The following is a 23368-nucleotide window of genomic DNA, read 5'->3' as shown; positions in this document are numbered from 1 at the left end:
CCGGCCGGCCGTCGCGCGCCCTCACGCGGCGGCCGCCTCCCCTTCCCTCAGACCCCAGCGAGGCCGAGCCCCGTGTCCCAGACCGCCAAAGGCGCCAGCGCGCCGGTGCCGCCGCGCGGCGAGCCGGTGATCTCGCTGCGCAACGTGTCCAAGCACTTCGGCGCCGTTTCGGCGCTCACCGACATCGAGCTCGACGTCTATCCCGGTGAGGTCGTGGCGCTGGTGGGCGACAACGGCGCCGGCAAGTCGACGCTGGTCAAGGTTCTGGCCGGCGTGCACCAGCCGACATCGGGCACGATCCGCTTCGCGGGCCGCGAGGTCGCGCTCACGAGCCCTTCGGCCGCGCTCGACCTCGGCATCGCGACCGTGTTCCAGGATCTCGCGCTCTGCGAGAACCTCGACGTCGTCGCCAACATCTATCTCGGCCGCGAGGCCAACCCCTGGCACCTCGACGAGGTGGCGATGGAGGTTCGGGCCTGGACGCTCCTGAACGAGCTCGCCGCGCGCATTCCCTCGGTACGCGAGCCCGTCGCCTCGCTGTCGGGAGGACAGCGCCAGACGGTCGCCATCGCCCGCTCGCTGCTTCTGGAGCCCAAGCTCATCATGCTCGACGAGCCGACCGCCGCACTCGGCGTCGCGCAGACGGCCGAGGTCCTGAACCTTATCGAGCGCGTGCGCGACCGGGGCCTCGGCGTCATCGTCATCTCCCACAACATGGAGGATGTGCGCGCCGTCGCCGACCGGATCGTGGTGCTGCGGCTCGGGCGCAACAACGGCGTCTTCACGCCCGACGACTCCCACAACGACCTGATCGCCGCGATCACCGGCGCCACCGAGAACTCCGTGTCGCGCCGGGCGACACGCCGCGCCGCGCAAGAGGAGGCACGCCCGTGACCGTGAATCCCAACTCCGCCACCGGTCGCGCCCTCGACCGCGCCGACGCCCGCGTGCGCGAGGACGAGGGGCTGGCCGGCGCGCTGCGCGGCTTCCTCGACCGGGTGCGCTCCGGCGACCTCGGGATGATCCCGGTCGCAGTCGGCCTCGTCCTGATCTCGCTGATCTTCGCCTGGCTGAACCCGGTCTTCCTGCGGCCCGGCAACGTCTCGAACCTCCTCTACGACTGCGCCACGACCGGCGTCATCTCGCTCGGCATCGTCTGCGTCCTGATGCTCGGCGAGATCGACCTGTCGGTCGGTTCGATGTCGGGTCTCGCCTCCGCCATCCTCGGCGTCCTCTGGATCAACCAGGGCTGGCCGGTGATCGGCGCGATCCTGGTCGCGCTCCTGCTGGGCGCCGCCGTCGGTGCGCTCTACGCCGCGCTCTACAACCGGGTCGGCATGCCCTCCTTCGTGGCGACGCTGGCGGGCCTTCTCGCGCTCCTCGGACTGCAGCTTTACCTCCTGGGCAACTCCGGCTCGATCAACCTGCCGTTCAGCCTCGCGCTCGTGCGGTTCGGGCAGAACAGCTACATGCCGAACTGGCTTTCGGTCGTGCTGGCGATCGTTCCCGCCGCCGTGGTGCTCTGGTCGGGCCTGTCGGCCCGCCGGCGCCGGCAGGCGGCGGGGCTCACCGGAAACTCGCTCAGCGTCGTCCTCGCCAAGGCGATCGCGCTCGCCGTCGCGCTGGAGGCCATCGTCCTCTACCTCGCGCAGGGGCGCGGCGTGCCCTGGATGTTCGCGCTGTTCGTGCTTCTCGTCGCGCTCATGGACTACCTCTTCACGCGCACGCAGTGGGGCCGCTCGATGATGGCGGTCGGCGGCAACCGCGAGGCGGCCCGGCGCGCCGGCATCAACGTGCGCCGCATCTATCTCAGCGCCTTCGTGCTCTGCTCGACCTTTGCCGCGCTCGGCGGCATCCTGTCGGCCGCGCGCCTCGGCTCGGCCTCGCAGCAGGCCGGCACGGGCGACGTGAACCTCAACGCCATCGCGGCCGCGGTGATCGGCGGGACCTCGCTCTTCGGCGGGCGCGGCTCGGCCTATTCGGCGCTGCTCGGCATCGTCGTGATCCAGGCCATCTCCAACGGCCTGACGCTTCTGAACCTCTCGTCGAGCCTTCGCTACATGATCCTCGGCGGCGTTCTGGCGCTGGCCGTGATCGTCGACTCGCTCGCCCGCCGCTCGCGCGCCTCGCACGGCCGCGGCTGACGCCGATCCCCGCCGCGAAACAGCGGCGGGCCCTTCTTCGATCGTTTCCCAGCAGGAACCCGACCCATGAGCCAGGATCTCTCCGGCAAGGTCGCCGCCATCACGGGCGCGGCCTCCGGCATCGGCCTCGAATGCGCGCGCGCCATGCGGCGAGCGGGCGCCCGCGTCGTCCTCGTCGACTATGCCGAGGATCGTCTTCAGCATGCGGTCGCCGAGATCGGCGACGGCGCCCATGCGCTGCGGCTCGACCTCACCGACGGCCCTGCCGTCGACAGGCTGGCGGAGCGCGTCGTGGAGCTGGCCGGCGGGCTCGACATCTTCCATGCCAATGCCGGCGCCTATGTCGGCGGCCCGGTGATCGAGGGCGATCCCGACAGCTGGGACCGGATGCTGAACCTCAACGTCAACGCCGCCTTCCGCTCGATCCGGGCGGTGCTGCCGCACATGAGCGCGCAGAAGCGGGGCGACGTGATCGTCACGAGCTCGGTCGCGGGCTTCATCCCCGTGGTCTGGGAGCCGGTCTATACGGCCTCGAAGTTCGCCATCCAGGCCTTCGTCCATACCGTGCGCCGGCAGATGATCCCGCACGGGGTGCGCGTCGGCGCTGTAGCGCCGGGTCCGGTGATCACCCCGCTGATCGACGACTGGCCGAAGGCCAAGCTCGAGGAGGCGCAGCTCAACCGGAGCCTGATGGAGGCCAAGGAGGTCGCCGACGCCGTGGTCTTTATGTTGACGCGCCCGCCCGGCGTCGTCATCCGGGATCTCGTGATCCTGCCGCACGGCGTCGATCTCTAGGATCCAACCCCAGGAGCCGTTTCATGCCATCCAGCGACCTGTTTCTCGGCGTCGATGTCGGCACGGGCAGCGCGCGCGCCGGCCTGTTCGACGCGAGCGGCCGGCTCCGAGCCACCGCCAAGCGCCCGATCCGGATCTGGCGCGAAGCCGGCGAGATCGTGGAACAGTCGTCGGCCGACATCTGGCAGGCGGTGTGCGAGAGCGTGCGCGAGGCGCTGGCGCTGTCGGGTGCCGATCCGTCTCAGGTTCGCGGGATCGGCTTCGATGCGACCTGCTCGCTGGTCGTCCTCGACGCGGACGGGCGTTCGCTGGCGGTCGGCCCCTCGGAGGATCCCGCGCGCGACATCATCGTCTGGATGGACCACCGCGCGATCGCGCAGGCCGAGCGCATCAACGCGACCGGCCATCCGGTGCTGCGCTATGTCGGCGGGCGCATCTCGCCCGAGATGGAGACGCCGAAGCTCCTGTGGTTGAAGGAGAACCGGCCGGATACGTTCCGCCGCGCCGCCCATTTCTTCGACCTCGCCGACTTCCTCACCTGGCGCGCCACCGGGTCCACGGAGCGTTCGGTCTGCACGCTGACCTGTAAATGGACCTATCTCGCCCACGAGCGGTGCTGGGACGAGAGCTACTTCCGCCTCGTCGGCTTGGCAGAACTTGCCGACGAGGGGTTCGAACGCATCGGCCAGCAGGTGCTCGACGTCGCGCAACCCGTCGGCGCGGGCCTGACGGCGGAGGCCGCAAGCGCCCTCGGGCTCGAAGCCGGAACGCCGGTCGGCGCCCCGCTGATCGATGCCCACGCGGGCGGCGTCGGAACCGTGGCGGGCAGCGGGGCGGACCTCGCGCTCATCATGGGCACCTCGGCCTGCGCCATGGCGACCACGAGCGAGGCCCGCTTCGTGAACGGCGTCTGGGGCCCCTACTTCGGCGCGATGCTGCCTGGCTCGTGGCTGCTCGAGGGCGGCCAGTCCGCCTATGGCGCGGCGCTCGACCATGTCGTGAGCTCGCACCCTGCCTTCCCTGCGCTGCGGGAGGCGGCCGAACGGGCCGGCCGGGGGGTCCTCGATCACCTCGAGGCGCGCGCGGTGGAGATGGCGGGCTCGGTGGAGGCAGCGGCGCGTCTGGCAAGCGCCCTTCACGTCGTGCCCGATCACCTCGGCAACCGCGCCCCGCGCGCCGACCCGCATGCCACGGCCGTCGTCAGCGGGCTGACGCTTTCGGCCGGCGAGGACGACCTCGTCCGTCTCTTCGTCGCGACGCTGTGCGGCCTTTGCTACGGCACGCGCGATATCGTCGAGGCGATGGGGCGCGAGGGCGTCGCCTTGGAGCGCATCGTCGTCTCGGGCGGGGCCGCGCGCTCGGCCCTCCTGCGCCGCGTCCTGGCGGACGCGACGCAGCTCGCCGTCGCCCTGCCCGAGACGGCCGAGCCCGTGCTGCTCGGCAGCGCGATGCTGGGAGCCGTGGCCTCCGGGTTGTATCCCGATCTGGAAGAGGCGGCGAACCGCATGTGCCGCGTCGAGAACACCATCACCCCGGACGAGGGCGAGATCCGACGGTTCCACGACCGAAAGCACGAAGCCTATCGCGCGCTGCAGGCCGCCGAGGTCGCCACGCGCGAGGCCATGCGCCGGACCGCTTGAGAGCCGGGCATCCGGGGGCGGAAGGCTTGACCCGGTGGCGTCCGGCCTTTATGCAACCGCCGTTCGGCCTTGCGCCCGGCGCACGACCCGTCGTGCCCGGATGGCTCGGCCACCCCAAGAACCACAAGAAGACGGCCCTGCGCGGAGCGATCCGACCTGAGCGCCGATCCCAAGGAAGAACCTGATGTTTGCAGTGATCAAGACTGGTGGCAAGCAGTACCGCGTCGCCGCCAACGACCGCTTCGAGATCGAGCGCCTGCCGGGCAATGCCGGCGACTCCGTTTCCTTCACCGAGGTGCTGATGATCGGCACCACGATCGGCGCGCCCTTCGTGGCCGGCGCCACGGTGGTGGGCGAGATCGTCGAGCAGACGCGCGGCCCGAAGGTGATTTCCTTCAAGAAGCGCCGTCGCCAGAATTCCAAGCGCACGCGCGGCCACCGTCAGGACCTGACGATGATCCGCATCTCCGAGATCCTGACCGACGGTCAGCAGCCCTCGGCCAAGGCCAGCGAGAAGCCCGCCCAGGCGAAGGCCGCGGCTCCCGCCACCGAGGCCGTCGCCACCGCCGACGAGGCAGGCGAGGCCACCAAGAAGCCCCGCGCCTCGCGCAAGAAGACCGAGACCGTCGCCGACGAGGCGTAAGTTTCGGCAGGGCGGAACCGGTTAGCGGCTCCGCCTCGTTTCAGCAAAGATCATCGCAGGGCGCCCCGCGCGCGGCTCGTTTCCCGAGCCCCGGGATCGCCAGACACAGAACGCAAGGAGCAGTTCCATGGCACACAAAAAGGCAGGCGGTTCGTCCCGCAACGGTCGCGACTCCGAGTCCAAGCGCCTCGGCGTCAAGAAGTTCGGCGGCGAGCGCGTCATCGCCGGCAACATCCTCGTGCGTCAGCGTGGCACGCGCTGGCACCCGGGCGTGAACGTCGGCATCGGCCGCGACCACACCCTGTTTGCGACCGCCGAGGGCACCGTCGTCTTCAAGAAGACACCGAACCGGACCACCATCTCCGTCCAGCCGCAGGCCGAGGCCGCCGAGTAACAGCCGGTGCCTTCGAAGTGCCGGCGTCCCACCGACCCGGCCTTCGACCCTCGCTGACGCGGAACCAGGATCGAGACGGGAGGATGGGACGCCATCCTCCCGTCTTTTCCGTTTTTACCGCGAAAGCTTCCGGCGATGCGCTCCCTTCCCGACGATGAAGAACCGTCCTCACCCCGGCTGATCACGCGATCGCTGGCGCTGCGCAGCCTGTCCATGGCCGACGCGCCCGCGATCGCCGCGCTCCTGCAGGATCGCCGCATCGCCGAGATGACCGCGCGCATCCCCCACCCCTACACGCTGCGCGACGCCGAGACCTACGTCTCTTCGCCGCCCGACGACTGGGTGCGGGCGGTGGATCGGCTGGAGGACGGCGTGCTGGTCGGGATCGTCAGCCTGCGCTCGCTGGAACGTCGCGCACAACTGGAGATCGGCTACTGGATCGGGCGGCCGTTCTGGAACCGGGGCTACGCGACGGAGGCCGCTCAGGCGGTGATCGACCACGCCTTCGCGGGCCTGGACGCGGAGGTCGTCGAGGCGCGATGCCGGGCCGTGAACGCCGCCTCGCGGCGCGTCATCGCCAAGTGCGGCTTCGGCTACAGCGGAACGTCGCTGTCGGACTCGCTGGTCGCCGGCCGCGTGTCGAGCGAGCGCTACCGGATGGACCGGCGCACCTGGTCGGCCCTGAAGAGCTGGGGGGCCTGCGCGTGAGACGGCTGGCGACGCTTGCGCTCTGCCTTTCGCTGCTGCCGACGGCCTCCCGCGCCGCGCCGCTCGATCTGCTCGGCTTCTTCGAGGGGTCGAGCGTGAGCGCCGGCGAGACGCGGACCTTTCTGGTGTTCCGCGACCGCTTCACGGCCGCCTTCACCGGTCGGCTGCAGAACGGGACGCTGGTGCTCGACGAGCGCTTCCGCTTTCCGGAAGGTCCGCGCCTGCAGCGTTGGCGATTGCGCGACGAGGCCGGCACCATCCGGGGCACGGTGGAGACCGAAAACGAGAGCGGCCAGCTCGCGCCGCCGGTGGCCGTGACGGGCACGCGCAACGGTGACGGCGTGCGGCTCGACTACAGCGGCATCGCCCCCGGCGGTGGGCGGCGGCTCGGCTTTCGGCACGAGATCACGCCCAACGGCGACGGGACGCTGGCCAATCGCGTGAGCGTGCGGCTCTGGGGCATCCCGGTGGCGCGCTCGCGCGTCACCTTCGCCAAGAGTGACGCCGCACTCGCGGCCCACGACAATCCCGGGCGGTGACGTCCGCTCGCCTGCCAAAGCCGGTTCCCCTTTCGGAGCCTGGACGCTAAACCGGCCGCAGCCCCTCCGGCGCGCCAGAAAGATGAGGGAACACCATGAAGTTCCTCGACAAGGTCAAGGTCTATGTCCGCTCCGGCGACGGCGGTGCGGGCGCCGTCTCGTTTCGGCGCGAGAAGTTCATCGAGTTCGGCGGGCCGGACGGCGGCGACGGCGGGCGCGGCGGCGACGTGTTCATCGAGGCCGTGCAGGGCCTCAACACGCTGATCGACTACCGCTACCAGCAGCACTTCCGCGCCAAGACCGGCATGCACGGCATGGGCCGCAACCGCACCGGCGGCAAGGGTGCGGACGTGACGCTGAAAGTTCCGGTCGGCACGCAGGTCTTCGCCGAGGACGAGGAAACGCTGCTGTGCGACCTCACCGAGGTCGGGCAGGTGTTCCGCATCGCGGAGGGCGGCAACGGCGGCTTCGGCAACTGGCAGTTCAAATCCTCGATCAACCGCGCGCCGTATCGCGCCAATCCGGGCCTCGAGGGCGAGGAGCTGACGATCTGGCTTCAGCTGAAGCTGATCGCCGACGCCGGCGTCGTCGGCCTGCCCAACGCCGGAAAGTCGACCTTCCTCGCCAGCTGCACCGCCGCCCGACCGAAGATCGCGGACTATCCGTTCACGACGCTTCACCCCAACCTCGGCGTCGCGACCGTGGACGGGCAGGAGTTCGTGATCGCCGACATTCCCGGCCTGATCGAGGGCGCGCACGAGGGCGTGGGCATCGGCGACCGCTTCCTCGGCCATGTCGAGCGCACGCGCGTGCTGCTTCACCTCGTTTCGGCCGTGGAAGAGGACGTGGCGGGCGCCTACGAAACGGTACGCCGCGAGCTCGAGCTCTACGACGAGGAGCTGGCCGCCAAGCCCGAGGTCGTGGCTCTCAGCCAGATCGACACCGTGGACGACGAGACGCGGCGCGACAAGCTGGACGAGTTGGCGGCGGTGGCCGGGCGCAAGCCCTTCGCTCTCTCGGCTGTCAGCCGCAACGGGCTGAACGACGTGCTTCGCGCCTTGAAGCGCGAGATCTCGGACCTCGGCGACGAGGTGGCCGAGGACCAGGCCGCGGAGGACCGCCGCCGCTTCGGCGCGCAGCTCAACGACGAGGACTGGCGCGCGTGAGCGATCGTCTCGCCCTCTTCCGCCGGGTCGTCGTCAAGGTCGGCTCGGCGCTGCTGGTCGATCCGGCGACGGGCCTCAGGGCGGACTGGCTCCGCTCGCTGGCGGCAGACCTGGCCGAACTGTCGGCTGAAGGGCGCGAGGTGATCGTCGTGTCGTCGGGCGCGATCGCGCTCGGCCGCACCATTCTGCAGCTTCCGCCCGTCGCGCTGAAGCTGGAGGAAAGCCAGGCGGCGGCCGCCGTCGGACAGATCGCGCTCGCCAAGGCATGGAGCGAGGCCCTGGGCGAGCACGCCCTGACGGCGGGTCAGGTTCTTCTGACGCTTGGCGACACCGAGGAGCGGCGGCGCTACCTCAACGCGCGCGCGACGGTCGGAACGCTCCTGGCGCTGAAGGCGGTGCCCGTCATCAACGAGAACGACACGGTCGCCACCGCCGAGATCCGCTACGGCGACAATGATCGCCTGGCCGCGCGTGTCGCCACCATGATGTCGGCGGACCTCCTGATCCTCTTGTCCGACATCGACGGTCTCTACACCGCGCCGCCGGCCCTCGACCCGGCAGCCGCGCACATTCCGCTCGTCACCGCCGTCACGCCGCAGATCGAGGCCATGGCCGGGGGCGCCGCGAGCGCCCTGTCGCGCGGTGGCATGCGCACCAAGGTCGATGCCGCCAAGATCGCGACCGCGGCGGGTGCGGCGATGGTCATCGCGAGCGGTCAGCGCCTTCATCCGATCCGCGCCGTGCGCGAGGGCGAGCGTTCGACGCTCTTCCAGCCGGCCAGCGACCCCGTGCGTGCGCGCAAGCGTTGGATCGCCGGCTCGCTGAACGCGAGCGGCACGCTGCACGTCGACGACGGCGCGGTACGCGCGCTTTTGTCCGGAAAGAGCCTCCTGGCAGCCGGGGTCACGCGCTCGGAGGGCGATTTCCGCCGCGGCGATACGATCCGCGTAGTGGACGCGGGCGGGCAGGAACTCGCGCGCGGTCTCGTCGCCTACGATGCGGCCGAGGCCGCGATCGTGGCAGGCCTGCGCTCGGCCGAGATCCAGGCACGGCTGGGCCAGGGGGCGCGCGGCGCCATGATCCACCGCGACGACCTCGTGCTCACGCGCGGTGGCGAGAACGGCGCCGACATATCCATGGAGGAGTTGCGCGATGCGGGATGACGGCGTGAGCCTCGACGAGACGATGCGCGAGATGGGCGAGCGGGCACGCTTGGCCGCACGGCAGCTGGCGGTCGCCGAGCCAGCCGCAAAGAGCGCCGCCCTTCGCGCCATGGCGGACGCCGTCGAGCGGGACGCGGAGGCGATCCTCGACGCCAACCGGGCGGATGTCGCGGACGCGCAGGCGTCCGATGCCTCGAAGGCCATGATCGATCGCCTGACGCTGGACGCGGGTCGCGTCTCCGCCATCGCCGGCGCCCTGCGCGAGGTGGCCGACCTGCCCGATCCGGTCGGCACCGTGGCATCGGAATGGACGCGCCCGAACGGGCTGGTGATCCGCCGCGTGCGCACGCCGCTCGGCGTCGTCGGCGTGATCTACGAGAGCCGCCCGAACGTGACGGCCGATGCGGGCGCCTTGTGCCTCAAGGCCGGCAACGCCGTGATCCTGCGCGGCGGCTCGGACTCCTCGCGCTCGTCCGCCGCGATCCACGCCGCCCTCGTGCATGGGCTCGAGGCCGCCGGCCTGCCGCGCGACGCGATCCAGCTCGTGCCGACGCGCGACCGCGCGGCGGTCGGCGCCATGCTGACGGGCCTTGGCGGCTCGATCGACGTCATCGTGCCGCGCGGCGGCCGCTCGCTGGTGGAGCGGGTGCAGCGCGAGGCGCGTGTCCCGGTCTTCGCCCATCTCGAAGGGCTCTGCCACGTTTATGTCGATCGCTCGGCCGACGCCGCGATGGCACGCCGCATCGTCGTCAACGCCAAGATGCGGCGCACGGGCATCTGCGGCGCCGCCGAAACGCTGCTGATCGACCGCTCCGCGCCCGAACTCGTCGCGCCGCTCCTGTCCGACCTTGCGGCCGCAGGCTGCGAGGTGCGGGCGAGCGACGAGGTGCGGGCCCTCTTCACCCCCGCCCTTCCCGCGACCGAAGAGGACTTTCGCACCGAGTATCTCGACGCGGTGATCTCGGTCGCGCTGGTGGACGGCGTCGACGGTGCGATCGCGCATATCGAGCGCTACTCCTCGCACCACACCGAGGCGGTGATCGCCGAGGACCAGGCGGTCGCCGACCGGTTCATGCGCCACGTCGATTCGGCTATCCTCCTTCACAACGCCTCGACGCAGTTCGCCGACGGCGGCGAGTTCGGCTTCGGCGGCGAGATCGGCATCGCGACCGGCAAGATGCACGCGCGCGGGCCGGTGGGCATCGAGCAGCTGACGACGTTCAACTACCGCGTTTCCGGCACCGGCCAGACGAGGCCGTGAGACGCCCCCTCGCCCCGCTCGCCCCGGCCGCGCCCGCGACCGCCGAGGAGCTTCGCCTGCCGCCGTCCGGGCCCGGCTGGCGCGTGGGCCTCTTCGGCGGCTCGTTCGACCCGCCGCACGAGGGGCATCTCCTTGTGGCTGAGACCGTGCTGCAGCGCCTGCGGCTCGACCGGCTCTGGTGGATGGTGACGCCGGGCAATCCGCTGAAGGACCATGGCCGCCTCCGGCCGCTCGCCGAGCGGCTGCGGCTGTCGCAGGACCTGTGCGACGATCCGCGCATCGTGGTCACGGGCTTCGAGGCGTCCTGGCGCGTGCGCTACAGCGCCGACACGGTGCTGATGCTGCGTCGGCGCCGACCGACCACGCAGTTCGTCTGGGTGATGGGCGCGGACAGCCTGGCGAGCTTCCACCGCTGGCAGGACTGGCGGCGCATCGCGAGCGCCATGCCCATCGCCGTCGTGGACAGGCCGGGCTCGACGCTGTCGCTCCTGTCGTCCCCGGCGGCCCGCGCTCTCAAGCCGCACCGGCTTCTGGAACGCGACGCGGCGCGCCTCGCACAGGCCGATCCGCCGGCCTGGGTGTTTCTGCACGGTCCCCGCTCGGCCCAGTCATCCACAAGGCTGCGCGCGCTGGCGGAGCCGACGTCTTGAAACCGACACGCTCCTTTGCCACCTTTTACTCTTGCAAGGGCAAGTAACCTCTTGCCCGTCTTACCGGAAGGAACGGTTAACCTGAACGCCATCGCCGAACTGAAGGCTCACGAGCCTTCTGACGCGACCGCCAACGACGTCTCCGTCGGACGGCCCGTTATCGACCTCGTCACTGGAAGTCTCGACGACTCCAAGGCCGAGGACATCGTTTCCATCGACCTGAAGGGCAAGTCGGCGCTAGCCGATCACATGGTGATCGCATCCGGCCGCTCGCACCGTCACGTCGCCGCCGTCGCCGACCACCTGTTGCGCGACCTGAAGGAAGCCGGCCACGGCAACGCCAAGGTCGAGGGACTGCAGAACGGCGACTGGGTTCTGATCGATACGGGCGACATCATCGTCCACATCTTCCGCCCCGAGGTCCGCTCCTTCTACAATATCGAGAAGATGTGGAGCGTAGGCGAGGCCTCCGAGGCTTCGGTCCACTAAGCCACGCGCCATGAGACTGTCGATCGCCGCGGTCGGCCGCATGAAGGCCGGCCCCGAGCAGGAAATGGCCGCACGCTACCTCGATCGGCTACGCAAGGCCGGCGGCCCGCTCGGCCTCGACTTCACCGGCGTATCGGAGATCGCGGAGTCGCGCGCCTCCAGCGCCGCGGAGCGCAAGCGCGACGAGGGCGCGCGCCTGCTCGCTCTATTGCCGGAGGGCGCCAGGCTCCTGGTTCTGGACGAAACCGGTCGCACCCCGTCGTCGGACGAGTTCGCGGTCCTTCTTGCGCGTCATCGCGACGACGGCGCGCGCGATCTGGCGCTCGCGATCGGTGGGCCGGACGGCCACGGCGACGAGATGCGAACGCGGGCGAGCGGCCTCATCGCCTTCGGCCGCCTCACCTTTCCCCACCAGATCGTGCGCATCCTGCTGGCGGAACAGCTCTACCGCGCGACGACGATCCTGAGCGGACATCCCTACCATCGGGCGTGAACAAGCGGCCACGACGCCGGACGCCGGTGCACGGCCGCCCCCCAACGCGCCTTCCGCTCGGTTCTGCCTCTTTCCTGCCGCCTCGAACTGGCACAGGGTTCCGGGAGCTGACTTGAAGCTGTCCCGCGCCCCCGCTGGTTAACGCTTCCTGAAGCCATGCCGCCGCAGGCTCGCCGCATGGGGAGCGAAGTCGGACCAGGGACGTCATGACCATCGGATCGAGGATCCGCGACAGGGAACGGAAGCTGCGGCGCACGCGCTTCGCACTGGCTGCGACGCTGCTTCTGTGCGCGCCGGCGGCAGCCCGCCCCGAAGACGACCTGTCCGCGACGGCGGCACCGCCGGCATCCGCTTCCACCACCAGCGAGGCGATCACCGAGCAACGACGCCGCACGCAAGCCGAGCTCGCGCGCATCTCGGGCGATATCGCGTTGTCGCAGGACGCCGTGTCCCGCCTCGATGCGCTGGTGGCGGAGGTCGCGGCCGACCGGAGCCGCCTTCAGGGCGAGTTGATCCGCGCGGCCGCCGACCAGAAGCAGGCCTCGGCGGAGGTAACCGCCAGCGAGACGCGCATCCGCGCGCTGGCCGACGAGGAGGGCGGACTCAAGGGCTCGCTGCGCGAGCGGCGCGGTGTTCTGGCCGAGGTGCTGGCGGCGCTGCAACGGATGGGACGCAAGCCCCCGCCGGCGCTCCTGGTGAAGCCCGGAGACGCGCTCGGGTCGGTGCGCAGCGCGATCCTGCTCGGTGCCGTGGTTCCGGAGATCCGCGGCGAGACCGTCGCGCTTCTGGCCGATCTGCAACGCCTCAGCGACGTGCGCTCATCGATCGAAGGCGAGAAGGATCGCTTCGCCGCCGCCGTGTCCCGTGCCCGCGAGGAAGAGGAACGGCTCGTTCGCCTTCTGGAGGAGAAGGACAAGATCGCGGCCGAGAGCCGCAGCCGGATCGGCGACGAGAAGCGACGGGCCGCCGAACTCGCCTCGCAGGCGACGAGCCTCGAGGCGCTGATCGCCGAGCTCGACGCGGCGAGCCGCCGGGCCGAGGAGCGCGAGGCGGCGGAGCGTCTCGAAGCGGCGCGGGCCGAAGCCGAGGCTGCCGCGCGCCTGGCCAGCACCGTCCCGCCCACGGAACCGCCGGAGACGACCGCTCCCGCACCGTCCTACGACGTGGCGGCCCTACGCCGCGAGATGACCGAACTCGGTCCCTCCGCCCCATTTTCGACAATGAAAAGGAGCCTCGTGCCCCCTGTTGCAGGCGGTATCGAGCGGCGGTTCGGCGACAAGGACGAGATGGGACGTACCGTGGCGGGCGCCACGTTCCGGGCGCGTCCCGGCGACGTGGTCACCGCCCCGGCGGACGCGCAGGTTCTGTATGCGGGACCCTTTCGCTCCTACGGCCAACTCTTGATCCTGAATGCGGGCGATGGCTATCATATCGTCTTGGCCGGCATGGGCCGGATCGACGCCGAGGTCGGCCAGTTCGTGCTGTCGGGCGAGCCGTTGGCGATGATGGGATCGACCCGCGTCGCCAGCGCGTCGAGTGCTGAGATGGGCGATGGCGGCGCGTCGCTTTACGTGGAATTTCGCAAGGACGGGAAACCGGTCGACCCGGCCCCCTGGTGGGCGGATGGATCATCTGGAAGGACGAGGAATGATACGTAAGCTCTCCATTCTCTTCGCGGGAGCGCTTCTGGGTGCCACCGCGATGACGGCCTTCGTCGGCCCTCACGCGGGCGTCGCCAATGCCGCCGGGTCCGACACCTACCGCCAGCTGGCCATCTTCGGCGACGTGTTCGAGCGCGTGCGGGCCCAGTATGTCGACGTTCCCGACGACCAGAAGCTGATCGAGACCGCGATCAACGGCATGCTGACCTCGCTCGACCCGCACTCGAGCTACATGAACGCCAAGGAAACGGCGGACATGCGCACCGAGACGCGCGGCGAGTTCGGCGGCCTCGGCATCGAGGTCACCATGGAGAACGAGCTGGTCAAGGTCGTCTCGCCCTTCGACGGCACCCCGGCCGACAAGGCCGGCGTCCTGGCGGGTGACCTCATCGCCGAGATCAACGGCGAGCAGGTGCGCGGTCTGACGCTCGCCGAAGCCGTGGAGAAGATGAAGGGCGAGATCGGCTCCTCGGTCGACCTCACGATCATCCGCGACGGCGCGACCCAGCCGGTGCGCCTGTCGATCCAGCGCGCCGAGATCAAGGTCCCCTCGGTCCGCCACACGGTCGAGAACGACGTCGGCTACATCAAGCTCCTGCGCTTCAACGAGCAGACCACCTCCGGCATGGAAGAGGCGATCGCCGACATCAAGGCGAAGATCCCGGCCGACAAGCTGAAGGGCTACGTGCTGGATCTGCGCCGCAACCCGGGCGGTCTACTCGACGAGGCGGTGAGCGTCTCGGACGCCTTCCTCCAGAACGGCGAGATCGTGTCTACGCGCGGCCGCAACGCCGAAGAGACCCGCCGCTACAACGCGCGCTCGGGCGACGACATCGACGGCAAGCCGGTGGTGGTGCTCGTCAACGGCGGATCGGCCTCGGCCTCCGAGATCGTGGCCGGTGCGTTGCAGGACCAGAAGCGCGCGACGGTCGTCGGATCGCGCTCCTTCGGCAAGGGCTCCGTGCAGACCATCATCCCGCTGGGCGCCAACGGCGCGCTCCGCCTGACGACGGCTCTCTACTACACGCCGTCCGGCGCCTCGATCCAGGGACGCGGCATCGTGCCCGACATCGAGGTCGATCAGCCCCTGCCGGACGACATCAAGGCGCAGATGGGCATCAAGCCGGGCGAGGATCCGAAGTTCGGCGAAGCCTCCCTGCGCGGCCACATCAAGGGCGTTCAGGAGAACGAGGAGGGCTCCGGCTCGCTCGACTACGTGCCACCTGAAGCCAAGGACGACCTGCAGATGCAGTACGCGTTCGAGCTCCTGCGCGGCACCAAGACCAACGCCGCGTTCCCGCCGAAGCAGGACTCCGCGTCGATCGCCAACTAAGGGCGTCCGTCGTTTGATCTTTGAAAGGCCCCGGCGCCGCGCGCCAGGGCCTTTTTCGTCGGGCCGTCAAAAGCTCCGATCCAGACTGCGGTCCTAGGGTCGCGTCCCATGCGTGACGAACTCTACCGCCCCCTCGGCCAGAACCTGCAGCCCGTGCGAAACGGGCCGCGCCGCGCGCGCCGACTGCCGAAACTGGCGGCAGCCCTTGCCTGCGCGACCGTCGCGGGCGGTTCCGCCCTGGCGATCCTACAGCAGCCGGACTTCGCCCGCCCGCCCGCTCCGATCGTGGCGGATGCTTCCTCGGCGGCTGTCTCGGCGCCGGCCGGTCCCGCCGAACCCAATGTCGTGCGCATGGCCGAGACCGGCGGCGTGACCGTGACGCGCGGCAACGAGATCCTGCCGGTCTCCGGGGCGCCGGACCCGACCACAACCGGCTCCATCCGGGTCTTCGCTCCGGGTTCCCTGCGCCAGCCCGCCGCCATGGCGGCCACGCCCGACGAGGCGCTGCTGGAGCCGAGTGACATGGGCATGCTGCCGGTGCGGGCCGGCGACGGTCGCCGGCCGCTCGACGTCTATGCGGGAGCGACATCGGGCGCGCTCGGCACGCGCATCGCGATCGTGGTGGCGGGCCTCGGCATCTCGCAGACGGGAACGCAGCAAGCCGTCGAACGGCTGCCGGCCGGCGTGACGCTGGCCTTTGCGGCGGATGGCAACTCGCTCGACCGCTGGATGCGCAACGCGCGCCAGACGGGGCACGAACTGCTGCTCCAGGCCCCGCTCGAGCCCTTCGGCTATCCGGAGATCTCCCCGGCCGCCAACACGCAGACCGTGGACGACGCGGCGGCGGGGCGCTTCGATGCCCTGCACCAAGCGCTCGGCCGCATGACGAACTACGTGGGCGTGATGAACTACATGGGCGCGCGCTTCAACGCGGAGCCGACCGCTCTCGAGCCCTTCCTCGCCGAGATCTCACGACGCGGGCTTCTCTATATGGACGACGGGTCGTCGTCGCGCTCGCTGGCCCGCGACGTCGCGGTCGCCGGCCGCGTGCCGTTCGCGGCCTCGGATCTCCTGCTCGACGGCGACCGCACGCCCGATGCCATTCGCCGGCAACTCGACGCCTTGGAGCGGGTCGCGCGCGCACGAGGTACCGCCGTTGGCGTCGCAAGCGCCTTCGAGACCTCGGTGGACACGATCGCGGCCTGGACGCGGGAGGCGGAGGCGCGCGGCATCGAGATCGTCCCCGTGTCGGCCTTGGCGCTCGACCCCGAAGCGAGGGGTTAACAACTTCTTCACCCCGCTTTTCTTTTCGCACTGCATCCATCACCCATATGGCTCCGCAGCATCAGTGACGACCACCCGGAGCCGCATGATCGATCCCGCCACCCTTCCCTACCGGCCCTGCGTCGGCATCATGGTGCTGAACCGCGAGAACCGCGTCTTCGTCGGTTGTCGCGTGGTGGAACCGCGCGGCGAGATGGACGGCGCGACGCAGCTCTGGCAGATGCCGCAAGGTGGCATCGACGAAGGTGAGGACGCGCTCGAAGCCGCACGGCGCGAACTCTTCGAGGAAACCGGCATCCGGTCGGTCGAGCTCCTGGCGCAGACGCCGGACTGGCTGACCTACGAGCTTCCGCCCGAACTCGTCGGCATCGCGCTGAAGGGGCGCTTCCGCGGCCAGAAGCAGCTCTGGTTCGCCTTCCGCTTCACGGGATCCGACAGCGAGATCGCGATCGACCCGCCACCCGGCGGTCATTCCGCCGAGTTCACGGAGTACGACTGGAGGCCCATGAGCGAGGTGCTCGATCTGGTGGTGCCGTTCAAGCGCGCCGTCTACGAGCAGGTGATCGACGCCTTCCGGCATCTGGAGACGGCGTCGTGAGCGCGGAGACCGGTCTGGTTGTTCGCGAGATGCGACCCGACGAGCTTCTGTTCGTCGAGACGATCCATGCGACCGCCTTCGACGGCATCGACGAAGCCCAGCTGACCAAGGCCGTGATCGAGTCGGGACACGAGACGATCTCGGTGGTCGCGGCCCACGACGGCTTCCTGGTCGGGCATGCGTTGTTCAGCGCACTCGACGGACCGGAGCGGGGTCTGGCGTTGGGTCCCGTTGCCGTCGCGCCCGATCGTCAGGGCGCCGGCGTCGGCGCGCGGCTCATCAACTTCGGCCTGGAGCTGGCGCGCGAACGCGGTTGGCGGTCGGTCTTCGTGCTCGGCGACCCGCATTACTACGGTCGCTTCGGCTTTCGACCGGATCTGGCACGAGGGGCGGACGTGTCCTGGGCTGGGCCGGCGTTCCAGGCGCTGGAACTGGTTCCCGGCGCGCTCCAGGGCTGGCAGGGACCGCTCGTCTACCCCGAACCGTTCGCGGCGCTGCCTGAATAGCAAAAGGCCCGGCCCCTTTCGGGTGCCGGGCCTTGATCGCTGGTGACGCGGGATGCTTCAGGCGCCGAGTTCGGCGCGCGCGTTGCGCAGGTCCACGACCCGCTGATCCGCCCGTGTGCGGGCTGGGCCTTCCGCCGCGTTGGAGGCAGCAGCCTCGGCGCGGGCGATCTCGGCCTCGAGCGCTTCGGCGTTCATCTCCTCGACCGGCGTCGCGTGCTCGGCGAGCAACGTGAATCCATCGGCGTTGATGTCGGCGAACCCGCCCTGGACGAAGATGCGCGTCTCGCCGCCCGAGACGAGCGTCGCGCGCACCACGCCCGGCTTCAGCGTCGCCATGAGCGGGGCATGGTTGGCCATCACCGTGAAGTAGCCTTCGGTGCCCGGCACGATCACGGCCGTCGCCTGCTCCGACAGAAGCAGTCGCTCGGGGGACACCAGTTCGAACTTGAAGCCGTCAGCCACGATCCGTCTCACTTCGCTGCGCCACGATGCGGCGCTTCGCCTGAAGGGCAGCCTCGAAATGGTGGACCGCCAACTCGAACTTGTCGCGGCAGCCGGGATTGCAGAACCCGACCACCTCGTCTTGGTAGGTCGTCAGCGAGTCCGCCGAGATCGGCTTGCCCGACCAGGGACAGGTCTCGTTGACGGCGTCCTCGATCCGAAGGGAGGAGGACGCCTCGCTCATCAGGCTTGCGCGGCCATCTTCTGGGCCTTCTCGATCGCCATCTCGATCGAGCCGACCATGTAGAAGGCGGCTTCCGGCAGGTGGTCGTACTCGCCGTCGACCAGGCCCTTGAAGGACTTGATCGTATCCTCGAGAGGAACCAGCTGGCCGGGCGAGCCGGTGAAGACCTCGGCCACGAAGAAGGGCTGGCTGAGGAAGCGCTCGATCTTGCGGGCGCGTGCCACGGTCAGCTTGTCCTCTTCGGACAGCTCGTCCATGCCCAGGATCGCGATGATGTCCTGCAGCGACTTGTACTTCTGCAGGATCGACTGGACGCGGCGGGCCGTGTCGTAGTGCTCCTCGCCGAGGATCATCGGCGACAGCATGCGGGACGTGGAGTCCAGGGGATCCACGGCCGGGTAGATGCCCTTCTCCGAGATCGCGCGGTTGAGCACGGTCGTGGCGTCGAGGTGGGCGAACGAGGTCGCGGGCGCCGGATCGGTCAAGTCGTCGGCGGGCACGTAGATGGCCTGCACCGAGGTGATCGAACCCTTGGTCGTGGTCGTGATGCGCTCCTGCATCGCGCCCATGTCGGTGGCGAGCGTCGGCTGGTAACCCACCGCCGAGGGGATACGGCCGAGAAGCGCCGACACCTCGGAGCCCGCCTGCGTGAAGCGGAAGATGTTGTCGACGAAGAACAGAACGTCCTGGCCCTGGTCGCGGAAGTTCTCGGCGATCGTGAGACCCGTCAGCGCGACGCGGGCGCGGGCACCCGGCGGCTCGTTCATCTGGCCGTACACGAGAGCCGCCTTGGAGCCGGCGGTCGAACCACCGTTCTCGTGCGGGTCCTTGTTCACGCCGGACTCGATCATCTCGTGGTAAAGATCGTTGCCCTCGCGGGTGCGCTCGCCGACGCCGGCGAAGACGGAGTAGCCGCCATGCGCCTTGGCGACGTTGTTGATGAGCTCCTGAATCAGCACGGTCTTGCCGACGCCAGCGCCGCCAAACAGGCCGATCTTGCCGCCGCGCGCGTAGGGCGCGAGAAGGTCGATGACCTTGATGCCGGTTACGAGGATCTGCGACTCGGGGTTCTGCTCGACATAGGGAGGTGCCGGCTGGTGGATGCCGCGCTTGGCCGTGTACTCGATCGGCCCGACCTCGTCGATCGGCTCGCCGATGACGTTCATGATGCGGCCCAGCGTGCCGTCGCCCACGGGAACCTGGATCGGCGTGCCGGTGTCGGTCACGGCCTGGCCGCGGACCAAACCCTCGGTGAGATCCATGGCGATGGTGCGCACGGTGTTCTCGCCGAGATGCTGGGCGACCTCGAGGACGAGCCGGTTGCCGTTGTTGTCGGTTTCCAGCGCGTTCAGGATCTCGGGCAGATGGCCGTCGAACTCGACGTCGACGACGGCGCCGATGACCTGCGCGACGCGGCCCATGCGGCCGTTCATGTCCAATGTGTCAGCCATCCTGGCCTCCTTTAAGGGTCGGTCTCGACGCGTCCGGGCCGAACGGCCTCCCGCGCCTCGTCATGCGGTCCGGGCGGAGCGTCCGCCCGTCAGAAGTCTCAGAGCGCCTCGGCGCCCGCGATGATCTCGATGAGCTCGGTCGTGATCTGCGCCTGGCGCTGGCGATTGTAGCTGATCGACAGCTTGTTGATCATATCGCCGGCGTTGCGCGTCGCGTTGTCCATGGCGCTCATGCGGGCGCCCTGCTCCGACGCGCCGTTTTCCAGCAACGCGCGGAAGATCTGGATCTTGATGTTGCGCGGGATCAGGTCGGCGAGGATCGATTCCGGCTCCGGCTCGTACTCGTAGATCGCGGCGGCGCCGGTCGCGGCGGCCTCCACCACGGGCACCTCGGCCGGAATGATGCGCTGCGCGGTCGGGCGCTGCGTGATCACGTTCTCGAAGGCCGAGTAGAAGATCGTCGCGACATCGAACTCGCCGGCCTCGAAGCGCGCCATCACCTCGTCGGCGACGCTTTCGGCGTTCGAAAAGGCGATGCCGCGACCGGCGTTGAGATCCATCCGGGCGATGATGCGCGAGCCGAGGTCGCGGCGCATCAGGTCGGTGCCCTTCTTGCCGACCGAGATGATCTTGATCGTCTTGCCGGCCGCTTCGAGCCGACGCACGTGCTCGCGAACGAGACGCACGATCTGCCCGTTGAAGCCGCCGCACAGACCGCGATCGGACGTGAAGACGACCAAAAGGTGCGTGTCGTCCCGTCCCGTACCGGACATCAGGGGCAGCGACTGCCCCTGCTCCATGGCGCCGGCGATGTTGCCGAGCACCGAGGCCATCCGCTCCGAGTAGGGACGGGCGGCCTCGGCGGCCTCCTGCGCGCGACGCAGCTTGGCCGCCGCGACCATCTGCATGGCCTTGGTGATCTTCTGGGTCGCCTTCACCGAGGCGATGCGATTGCGCAGGTCTTTCAGCGACGGCATGGGTCGGGTCGGTCTCCGTTTCGGCCGGGCCGCAGGCTCAGCTGAAGGACTTGGCGTAGCTGTCGATCGCGCCCTTGAGCTTGGCGCGCGTGTCGTCCGACAGCTGCTTCTCGGTGGCGATCGTTTCGAGCACGCCCTTGTGCTCGGTGCGAAGCGACTGGAGGAGACCCTCCTCGAAGCGACCGACATCCGAGACCTTCAGCGTGTCGAGGTAGCCTTGCGTTCCCGCGAAGATCACCGCGACCTGCTCTTCGGTCTTGAGCGGCGAGAACTGCGGCTGCTTCAGAAGTTCGGTGAGGCGGGCGCCGCGGTTGAGGAGGCGCTGCGTCGAGGCGTCGAGATCGGAGCCGAACTGCGCGAAGGCCGCCATCTCGCGGTACTGCGCGAGCTCGCCCTTGATCGAGCCGGCGACCTGCTTCATCGCCTTGATCTGCGCGGACGAGCCGACGCGCGACACCGACAGACCGACGTTCACCGCCGGGCGGATGCCCTGGTAGAACAGGTTGGTCTCGAGGAAGATCTGGCCGTCGGTGATCGAGATCACGTTGGTCGGGATGTAGGCCGACACGTCGTTGGCCTGCGTCTCGATGACGGGCAGCGCGGTCAGCGAGCCGGCGCCCAGCTCGTCGTTGAGCTTGGCGGCGCGCTCCAGAAGGCGCGAATGGAGGTAGAACACGTCGCCGGGATAGGCTTCGCGGCCCGGCGGGCGGCGCAGCAGGAGCGACATCTGGCGATACGACACGGCCTGCTTGGACAGGTCGTCATAGGCGATCACGGCGTGCATGCCGTTGTCGCGGAAGTACTCGCCGATCGCGCAGCCCGCGAAGGGCGCGATGTACTGCATCGGCGCCGGGTCCGAGGCGGTGGCCGCGATCACGACCGAGTAGGCCATCGCGCCGCGCTCTTCGAGCGTGCGTACGAACTGGGCGACGGTCGAGCGCTTCTGACCGATCGCGACGTAGATGCAGTAGAGCTTGTCCTTCTCGGACGCGCCCGCATCGTGCGCCGGCTTCTGGTTCAGGAACGTGTCGAGCAGGATCGCGGTCTTGCCGGTCTGGCGATCGCCGATCACCAGCTCGCGCTGGCCGCGACCGACCGGGATCAGCGCGTCGATGGCCTTGATGCCCGTCGACATCGGCTCGTGAACCGACTTGCGCGGGATGATGCCCGGCGCCTTGACGTCGACACGGCGACGCTCGACCCCGTCGATCGGACCCTTGCCGTCGATCGGGTTGCCGAGGCCGTCGACCACGCGGCCGAGCAGGCCCTTGCCGACCGGCACGTCCACGATGGCGCCCGTGCGGCGAACCGTGTCGCCTTCCTTGATGTCGCGGTCCGAGCCGAAGAGCACGACGCCGACATTGTCGTTCTTGAGGTTCAGCGCCATGCCACGCACGCCGCCGGGGAACTCGACCATCTCGCCGGCCTGGCAGTTGTCGAGGCCGTAGACGCGGGCGATGCCGTCACCGACCGAGAGAACCGTGCCGACCTCGGAGACTTCCGCCTCGGATCCGAAGTTCTTGATCTGGTTCTTGAGGATTGCGGAAATTTCCGCGGCGCGGATGTCCATCAGCCGACCTCTTTCAGCGCGAGCTTAAGGGATGAGAGTTTGGTGCGAAGCGAGGTATCGATTTGACGCGAACCGATGCGCACCACGAGACCGCCGAGAATGGCCGGATCGACGCTCTCGCGCATCGAAACGGTCTTGCCGGAATAGGAGCCGAGCGAGTCGCGGAGCGCCGCGCGCTGGGAGTCGTTGAGAGGCTGGGCCGTGACGACCTCGGCCTCGACCTCGCCGCGCTGGGCCGCGGCCATCTGGCGGAAGGCCTTGACCATGGCGGGCAGCGCGAAGAGGCGGCGGTTGGCCGCGATCACGCGCAGGAAGTTGCCGGTCAGCGCCGAGGGCCGGGCGTCGTCCACCACCGCCGAGATCGCGCGCAGCTGATCGTCCGAGGTAAAGGCCGGGCTCTCGACGAGACGACGGAAGTCGGCATTCTCGTCGATCAGCTTCTGAAAGGCGACGAGTTCGCCCTCAACCGTCTCGATCGTGCCTTCGTCTCGTGCCAGCTCGAAGAGGGACTGGGCGTAGCGCTCTGCGACTCCGGAAACCGGAGAGGATGATTTTGCCACGGACGACCGCTTCTCTTCTCGTTTCGGGCGCCAGGTCCGGCGCGCAGCGAAGGGCGACGGCGAGACTCGGAGCAGATCAAAAAAAAGGCTGCGGAGAAGGGGTTAGGGCCCCATCCCGCGCCGGATCGAGGGGTCGTCTAGCATAGCGTTTTCAGGACGACAACCGGCGCAAACCCGGCGAAGCGCCATATTGCGCCGTGGTTTACGCCCCCTCCCCCAAACCCGTCAGATCAGGCCGAGAACGGGGGCGAGACACCCGGCGGCAAGGGCCAGGTTGACGAGGAGCCAGAGCCAGTTGCCCAGGGTCGAGGCGTCGTCGGAGAGAATCGACACGAGGCGTCCGAAGGCCGTCAGCAGCCAGCCCGCCCCGAGCGCCATCTGCATGAACGGCTGGTCGTAGAAGAAGAAGGTGGCCAGACCCATGCCGAGCGGGAATCCGGCCAGCGTCGCACGGATTTCCGACAGACCGGCCCGACGCGTGTTCAGCGTATCGAGCCCCGCCATGCGCAGGAAGAGACGGGGTGCGAACAGCGCGTAAAGTCCGTAGCCGACGCTGAAGCAGGCGACCAGGAACGGCAGGAGGTCGGTCGTGGTCTGGGGAAAGGTGATCTGCATCGGGTCTCCGAAAGCGGCGATTCGCGGCGGGGATGGCTTATCG

The 23368-nt window shown here is 69.3% G+C and carries 26 protein-coding genes; 19 read left to right on the top strand and 7 right to left on the bottom strand.

Translation table 11 applies throughout. The annotated features are described in order from the left end of the window. Positions 1-72: 72 nt before the first annotated feature. The 19 genes from BLQ76_RS00515 to BLQ76_RS00425 all read left to right on the top strand — a co-directional run bounded on the left by BLQ76_RS00515 (position 73) and on the right by BLQ76_RS00425 (position 17467). On the top strand, positions 73-894 hold the full coding sequence (locus tag BLQ76_RS00515) for an ATP-binding cassette domain-containing protein (RefSeq protein ID WP_210184125.1): 822 nt from the start codon (positions 73-75) through the stop codon (positions 892-894). After that, positions 891-2144: a sugar ABC transporter permease gene (locus BLQ76_RS00510; RefSeq protein WP_090667344.1), complete on the top strand. Its 1254-nt coding sequence runs from the start codon at positions 891-893 to the stop codon at positions 2142-2144. The genes BLQ76_RS00515 and BLQ76_RS00510 overlap by 4 nt, the downstream gene beginning before the upstream one ends. Positions 2145-2210: 66 nt before the next feature. Then, positions 2211-2939 (top strand): SDR family oxidoreductase, encoded by a 729-nt coding sequence (locus BLQ76_RS00505; protein ID WP_090667342.1) that lies wholly within the window; start codon positions 2211-2213, stop codon positions 2937-2939. 23 nt (positions 2940-2962) lie between these two features. Continuing rightward, positions 2963-4579 carry an FGGY-family carbohydrate kinase gene (locus BLQ76_RS00500; RefSeq protein ID WP_090667339.1) on the top strand — a complete coding sequence of 539 codons (1617 nt, stop codon included), beginning with the start codon at positions 2963-2965 and terminating at the stop codon, positions 4577-4579. A 184-nt stretch (positions 4580-4763) separates the two neighbouring features. After that, positions 4764-5222: a 50S ribosomal protein L21 gene (rplU, locus tag BLQ76_RS00495; RefSeq protein ID WP_090667336.1), complete on the top strand. Its 459-nt coding sequence runs from the start codon at positions 4764-4766 to the stop codon at positions 5220-5222. Between the two features lie 127 nt (positions 5223-5349). Next, entirely contained in the window at positions 5350-5616 is a 267-nt protein-coding gene (gene rpmA / locus BLQ76_RS00490) for a 50S ribosomal protein L27 (protein ID WP_090667333.1), read from the top strand. Positions 5617-5751: 135 nt separating this feature from the next. Further along, positions 5752-6324: a GNAT family N-acetyltransferase gene (locus BLQ76_RS00485; RefSeq protein ID WP_090667331.1), complete on the top strand. Its 573-nt coding sequence runs from the start codon at positions 5752-5754 to the stop codon at positions 6322-6324. After that, a complete protein-coding gene (locus tag BLQ76_RS00480) occupies positions 6321-6863 on the top strand; it encodes a DUF3833 family protein (RefSeq protein WP_090667328.1) in 543 nt (180 codons plus the stop codon). The genes BLQ76_RS00485 and BLQ76_RS00480 overlap by 4 nt, the downstream gene beginning before the upstream one ends. Before the next feature lie 95 nt (positions 6864-6958). Then, the gene (gene obgE, locus BLQ76_RS00475; protein WP_090667326.1) at positions 6959-8029 is read left to right on the top strand and encodes a GTPase ObgE; all 1071 of its coding nucleotides are present in this window, start codon (positions 6959-6961) and stop codon (positions 8027-8029) included. Further along, on the top strand, positions 8026-9192 hold the full coding sequence (gene proB / locus BLQ76_RS00470; protein ID WP_090667322.1) for a glutamate 5-kinase: 1167 nt from the start codon (positions 8026-8028) through the stop codon (positions 9190-9192). Before obgE ends, proB begins: the two co-directional genes overlap by 4 nt. Then, complete coding sequence (locus tag BLQ76_RS22430) at positions 9182-10453, top strand: glutamate-5-semialdehyde dehydrogenase (RefSeq protein ID WP_244519424.1); 1272 nt, start codon at positions 9182-9184, stop codon at positions 10451-10453. The genes proB and BLQ76_RS22430 overlap by 11 nt, the downstream gene beginning before the upstream one ends. Then, positions 10450-11103 carry a nicotinate-nucleotide adenylyltransferase gene (locus BLQ76_RS22425; RefSeq protein ID WP_425285125.1) on the top strand — a complete coding sequence of 218 codons (654 nt, stop codon included), beginning with the start codon at positions 10450-10452 and terminating at the stop codon, positions 11101-11103. Before BLQ76_RS22430 ends, BLQ76_RS22425 begins: the two co-directional genes overlap by 4 nt. Before the next feature lie 90 nt (positions 11104-11193). Further along, complete coding sequence (gene rsfS, locus BLQ76_RS00455; RefSeq protein WP_425285131.1) at positions 11194-11592, top strand: ribosome silencing factor; 399 nt, start codon at positions 11194-11196, stop codon at positions 11590-11592. A 10-nt stretch (positions 11593-11602) separates the two neighbouring features. After that, the gene (gene rlmH, locus BLQ76_RS00450; protein ID WP_090667318.1) at positions 11603-12085 is read left to right on the top strand and encodes a 23S rRNA (pseudouridine(1915)-N(3))-methyltransferase RlmH; all 483 of its coding nucleotides are present in this window, start codon (positions 11603-11605) and stop codon (positions 12083-12085) included. A gap of 206 nt (positions 12086-12291) precedes the next feature. Further along, positions 12292-13743, top strand: coding sequence for a murein hydrolase activator EnvC family protein (locus BLQ76_RS00445; protein ID WP_090667316.1), 1452 nt, complete (start codon positions 12292-12294; stop codon positions 13741-13743). After that, on the top strand, positions 13733-15079 hold the full coding sequence (locus BLQ76_RS00440; protein WP_090667313.1) for a S41 family peptidase: 1347 nt from the start codon (positions 13733-13735) through the stop codon (positions 15077-15079). Before BLQ76_RS00445 ends, BLQ76_RS00440 begins: the two co-directional genes overlap by 11 nt. 108 nt (positions 15080-15187) lie before the next feature. Then, positions 15188-16363 carry a divergent polysaccharide deacetylase family protein gene (locus BLQ76_RS00435; protein ID WP_090667310.1) on the top strand — a complete coding sequence of 392 codons (1176 nt, stop codon included), beginning with the start codon at positions 15188-15190 and terminating at the stop codon, positions 16361-16363. Between the two features lie 85 nt (positions 16364-16448). Beyond that, a complete protein-coding gene (locus BLQ76_RS00430; protein ID WP_090667307.1) occupies positions 16449-16961 on the top strand; it encodes an RNA pyrophosphohydrolase in 513 nt (170 codons plus the stop codon). Next, the gene (locus tag BLQ76_RS00425; protein ID WP_090667304.1) at positions 16958-17467 is read left to right on the top strand and encodes a GNAT family N-acetyltransferase; all 510 of its coding nucleotides are present in this window, start codon (positions 16958-16960) and stop codon (positions 17465-17467) included. Before BLQ76_RS00430 ends, BLQ76_RS00425 begins: the two co-directional genes overlap by 4 nt. A 57-nt stretch (positions 17468-17524) precedes the next feature. Here the strand turns inward: BLQ76_RS00425 and BLQ76_RS00420 are convergent, their stop codons facing one another. The 7 genes from BLQ76_RS00420 to BLQ76_RS00390 form a co-directional block, all read right to left on the bottom strand. Next, the gene (locus BLQ76_RS00420) at positions 17525-17929 is read right to left on the bottom strand and encodes a F0F1 ATP synthase subunit epsilon (protein ID WP_090667302.1); all 405 of its coding nucleotides are present in this window, start codon (positions 17927-17929) and stop codon (positions 17525-17527) included. Next, entirely contained in the window at positions 17922-18152 is a 231-nt protein-coding gene (locus tag BLQ76_RS00415) for an eL24 family ribosomal protein (protein WP_090667300.1), read from the bottom strand. The genes BLQ76_RS00420 and BLQ76_RS00415 overlap by 8 nt, the downstream gene beginning before the upstream one ends. Beyond that, on the bottom strand, positions 18152-19603 hold the full coding sequence (gene atpD, locus BLQ76_RS00410; RefSeq protein ID WP_090667297.1) for a F0F1 ATP synthase subunit beta: 1452 nt from the start codon (positions 19601-19603) through the stop codon (positions 18152-18154). Before atpD ends, BLQ76_RS00415 begins: the two co-directional genes overlap by 1 nt. A 98-nt stretch (positions 19604-19701) precedes the next feature. Continuing rightward, entirely contained in the window at positions 19702-20580 is an 879-nt protein-coding gene (locus tag BLQ76_RS00405) for a F0F1 ATP synthase subunit gamma (protein ID WP_090667294.1), read from the bottom strand. 37 nt (positions 20581-20617) lie between these two features. After that, positions 20618-22150, bottom strand: coding sequence for a F0F1 ATP synthase subunit alpha (atpA, locus tag BLQ76_RS00400; RefSeq protein ID WP_090667291.1), 1533 nt, complete (start codon positions 22148-22150; stop codon positions 20618-20620). After that, complete coding sequence (locus BLQ76_RS00395) at positions 22150-22710, bottom strand: F0F1 ATP synthase subunit delta (RefSeq protein WP_090667289.1); 561 nt, start codon at positions 22708-22710, stop codon at positions 22150-22152. Before BLQ76_RS00395 ends, atpA begins: the two co-directional genes overlap by 1 nt. Positions 22711-22935: 225 nt before the next feature. Then, complete coding sequence (locus tag BLQ76_RS00390; protein WP_090667287.1) at positions 22936-23325, bottom strand: AGROH133_08824 family phage infection protein; 390 nt, start codon at positions 23323-23325, stop codon at positions 22936-22938. Positions 23326-23368: the final 43 nt, after the last annotated feature.

It is taken from the genome of Aureimonas jatrophae (assembly GCF_900104035.1).
Taxonomy (GTDB): domain Bacteria; phylum Pseudomonadota; class Alphaproteobacteria; order Rhizobiales; family Rhizobiaceae; genus Aureimonas; species Aureimonas jatrophae.
This window is presented reverse-complemented; position numbering and strand designations above follow the sequence as displayed.

What these genes read in the sequence shown, in the direction of transcription:
- BLQ76_RS00505 (WP_090667342.1), top strand. Translation starts at nt 2,211, where the DNA reads ATGAGCCAGGATCTCTCCGGCAAGGTCGCCGCCATCACGGGCGCGGCC.
- BLQ76_RS00500 (WP_090667339.1), top strand. Translation starts at nt 2,963, where the DNA reads ATGCCATCCAGCGACCTGTTTCTCGGCGTCGATGTCGGCACGGGCAGC.
- rplU (WP_090667336.1), top strand. Translation starts at nt 4,764, where the DNA reads ATGTTTGCAGTGATCAAGACTGGTGGCAAGCAGTACCGCGTCGCCGCC.
- rpmA (WP_090667333.1), top strand. Translation starts at nt 5,350, where the DNA reads ATGGCACACAAAAAGGCAGGCGGTTCGTCCCGCAACGGTCGCGACTCC.
- BLQ76_RS00485 (WP_090667331.1), top strand. Translation starts at nt 5,752, where the DNA reads ATGCGCTCCCTTCCCGACGATGAAGAACCGTCCTCACCCCGGCTGATC.
- obgE (WP_090667326.1), top strand. Translation starts at nt 6,959, where the DNA reads ATGAAGTTCCTCGACAAGGTCAAGGTCTATGTCCGCTCCGGCGACGGC.
- BLQ76_RS22430 (WP_244519424.1), top strand. Translation starts at nt 9,182, where the DNA reads ATGCGGGATGACGGCGTGAGCCTCGACGAGACGATGCGCGAGATGGGC.
- rlmH (WP_090667318.1), top strand. Translation starts at nt 11,603, where the DNA reads ATGAGACTGTCGATCGCCGCGGTCGGCCGCATGAAGGCCGGCCCCGAG.
- BLQ76_RS00445 (WP_090667316.1), top strand. Translation starts at nt 12,292, where the DNA reads ATGACCATCGGATCGAGGATCCGCGACAGGGAACGGAAGCTGCGGCGC.
- BLQ76_RS00440 (WP_090667313.1), top strand. Translation starts at nt 13,733, where the DNA reads ATGATACGTAAGCTCTCCATTCTCTTCGCGGGAGCGCTTCTGGGTGCC.
- BLQ76_RS00435 (WP_090667310.1), top strand. Translation starts at nt 15,188, where the DNA reads ATGCGTGACGAACTCTACCGCCCCCTCGGCCAGAACCTGCAGCCCGTG.
- BLQ76_RS00430 (WP_090667307.1), top strand. Translation starts at nt 16,449, where the DNA reads ATGATCGATCCCGCCACCCTTCCCTACCGGCCCTGCGTCGGCATCATG.
- BLQ76_RS00415 (WP_090667300.1), bottom strand. Translation starts at nt 18,152, where the DNA reads ATGAGCGAGGCGTCCTCCTCCCTTCGGATCGAGGACGCCGTCAACGAG.
- atpD (WP_090667297.1), bottom strand. Translation starts at nt 19,603, where the DNA reads ATGGCTGACACATTGGACATGAACGGCCGCATGGGCCGCGTCGCGCAG.
- BLQ76_RS00405 (WP_090667294.1), bottom strand. Translation starts at nt 20,580, where the DNA reads ATGCCGTCGCTGAAAGACCTGCGCAATCGCATCGCCTCGGTGAAGGCG.
- atpA (WP_090667291.1), bottom strand. Translation starts at nt 22,150, where the DNA reads ATGGACATCCGCGCCGCGGAAATTTCCGCAATCCTCAAGAACCAGATC.
- BLQ76_RS00390 (WP_090667287.1), bottom strand. Translation starts at nt 23,325, where the DNA reads ATGCAGATCACCTTTCCCCAGACCACGACCGACCTCCTGCCGTTCCTG.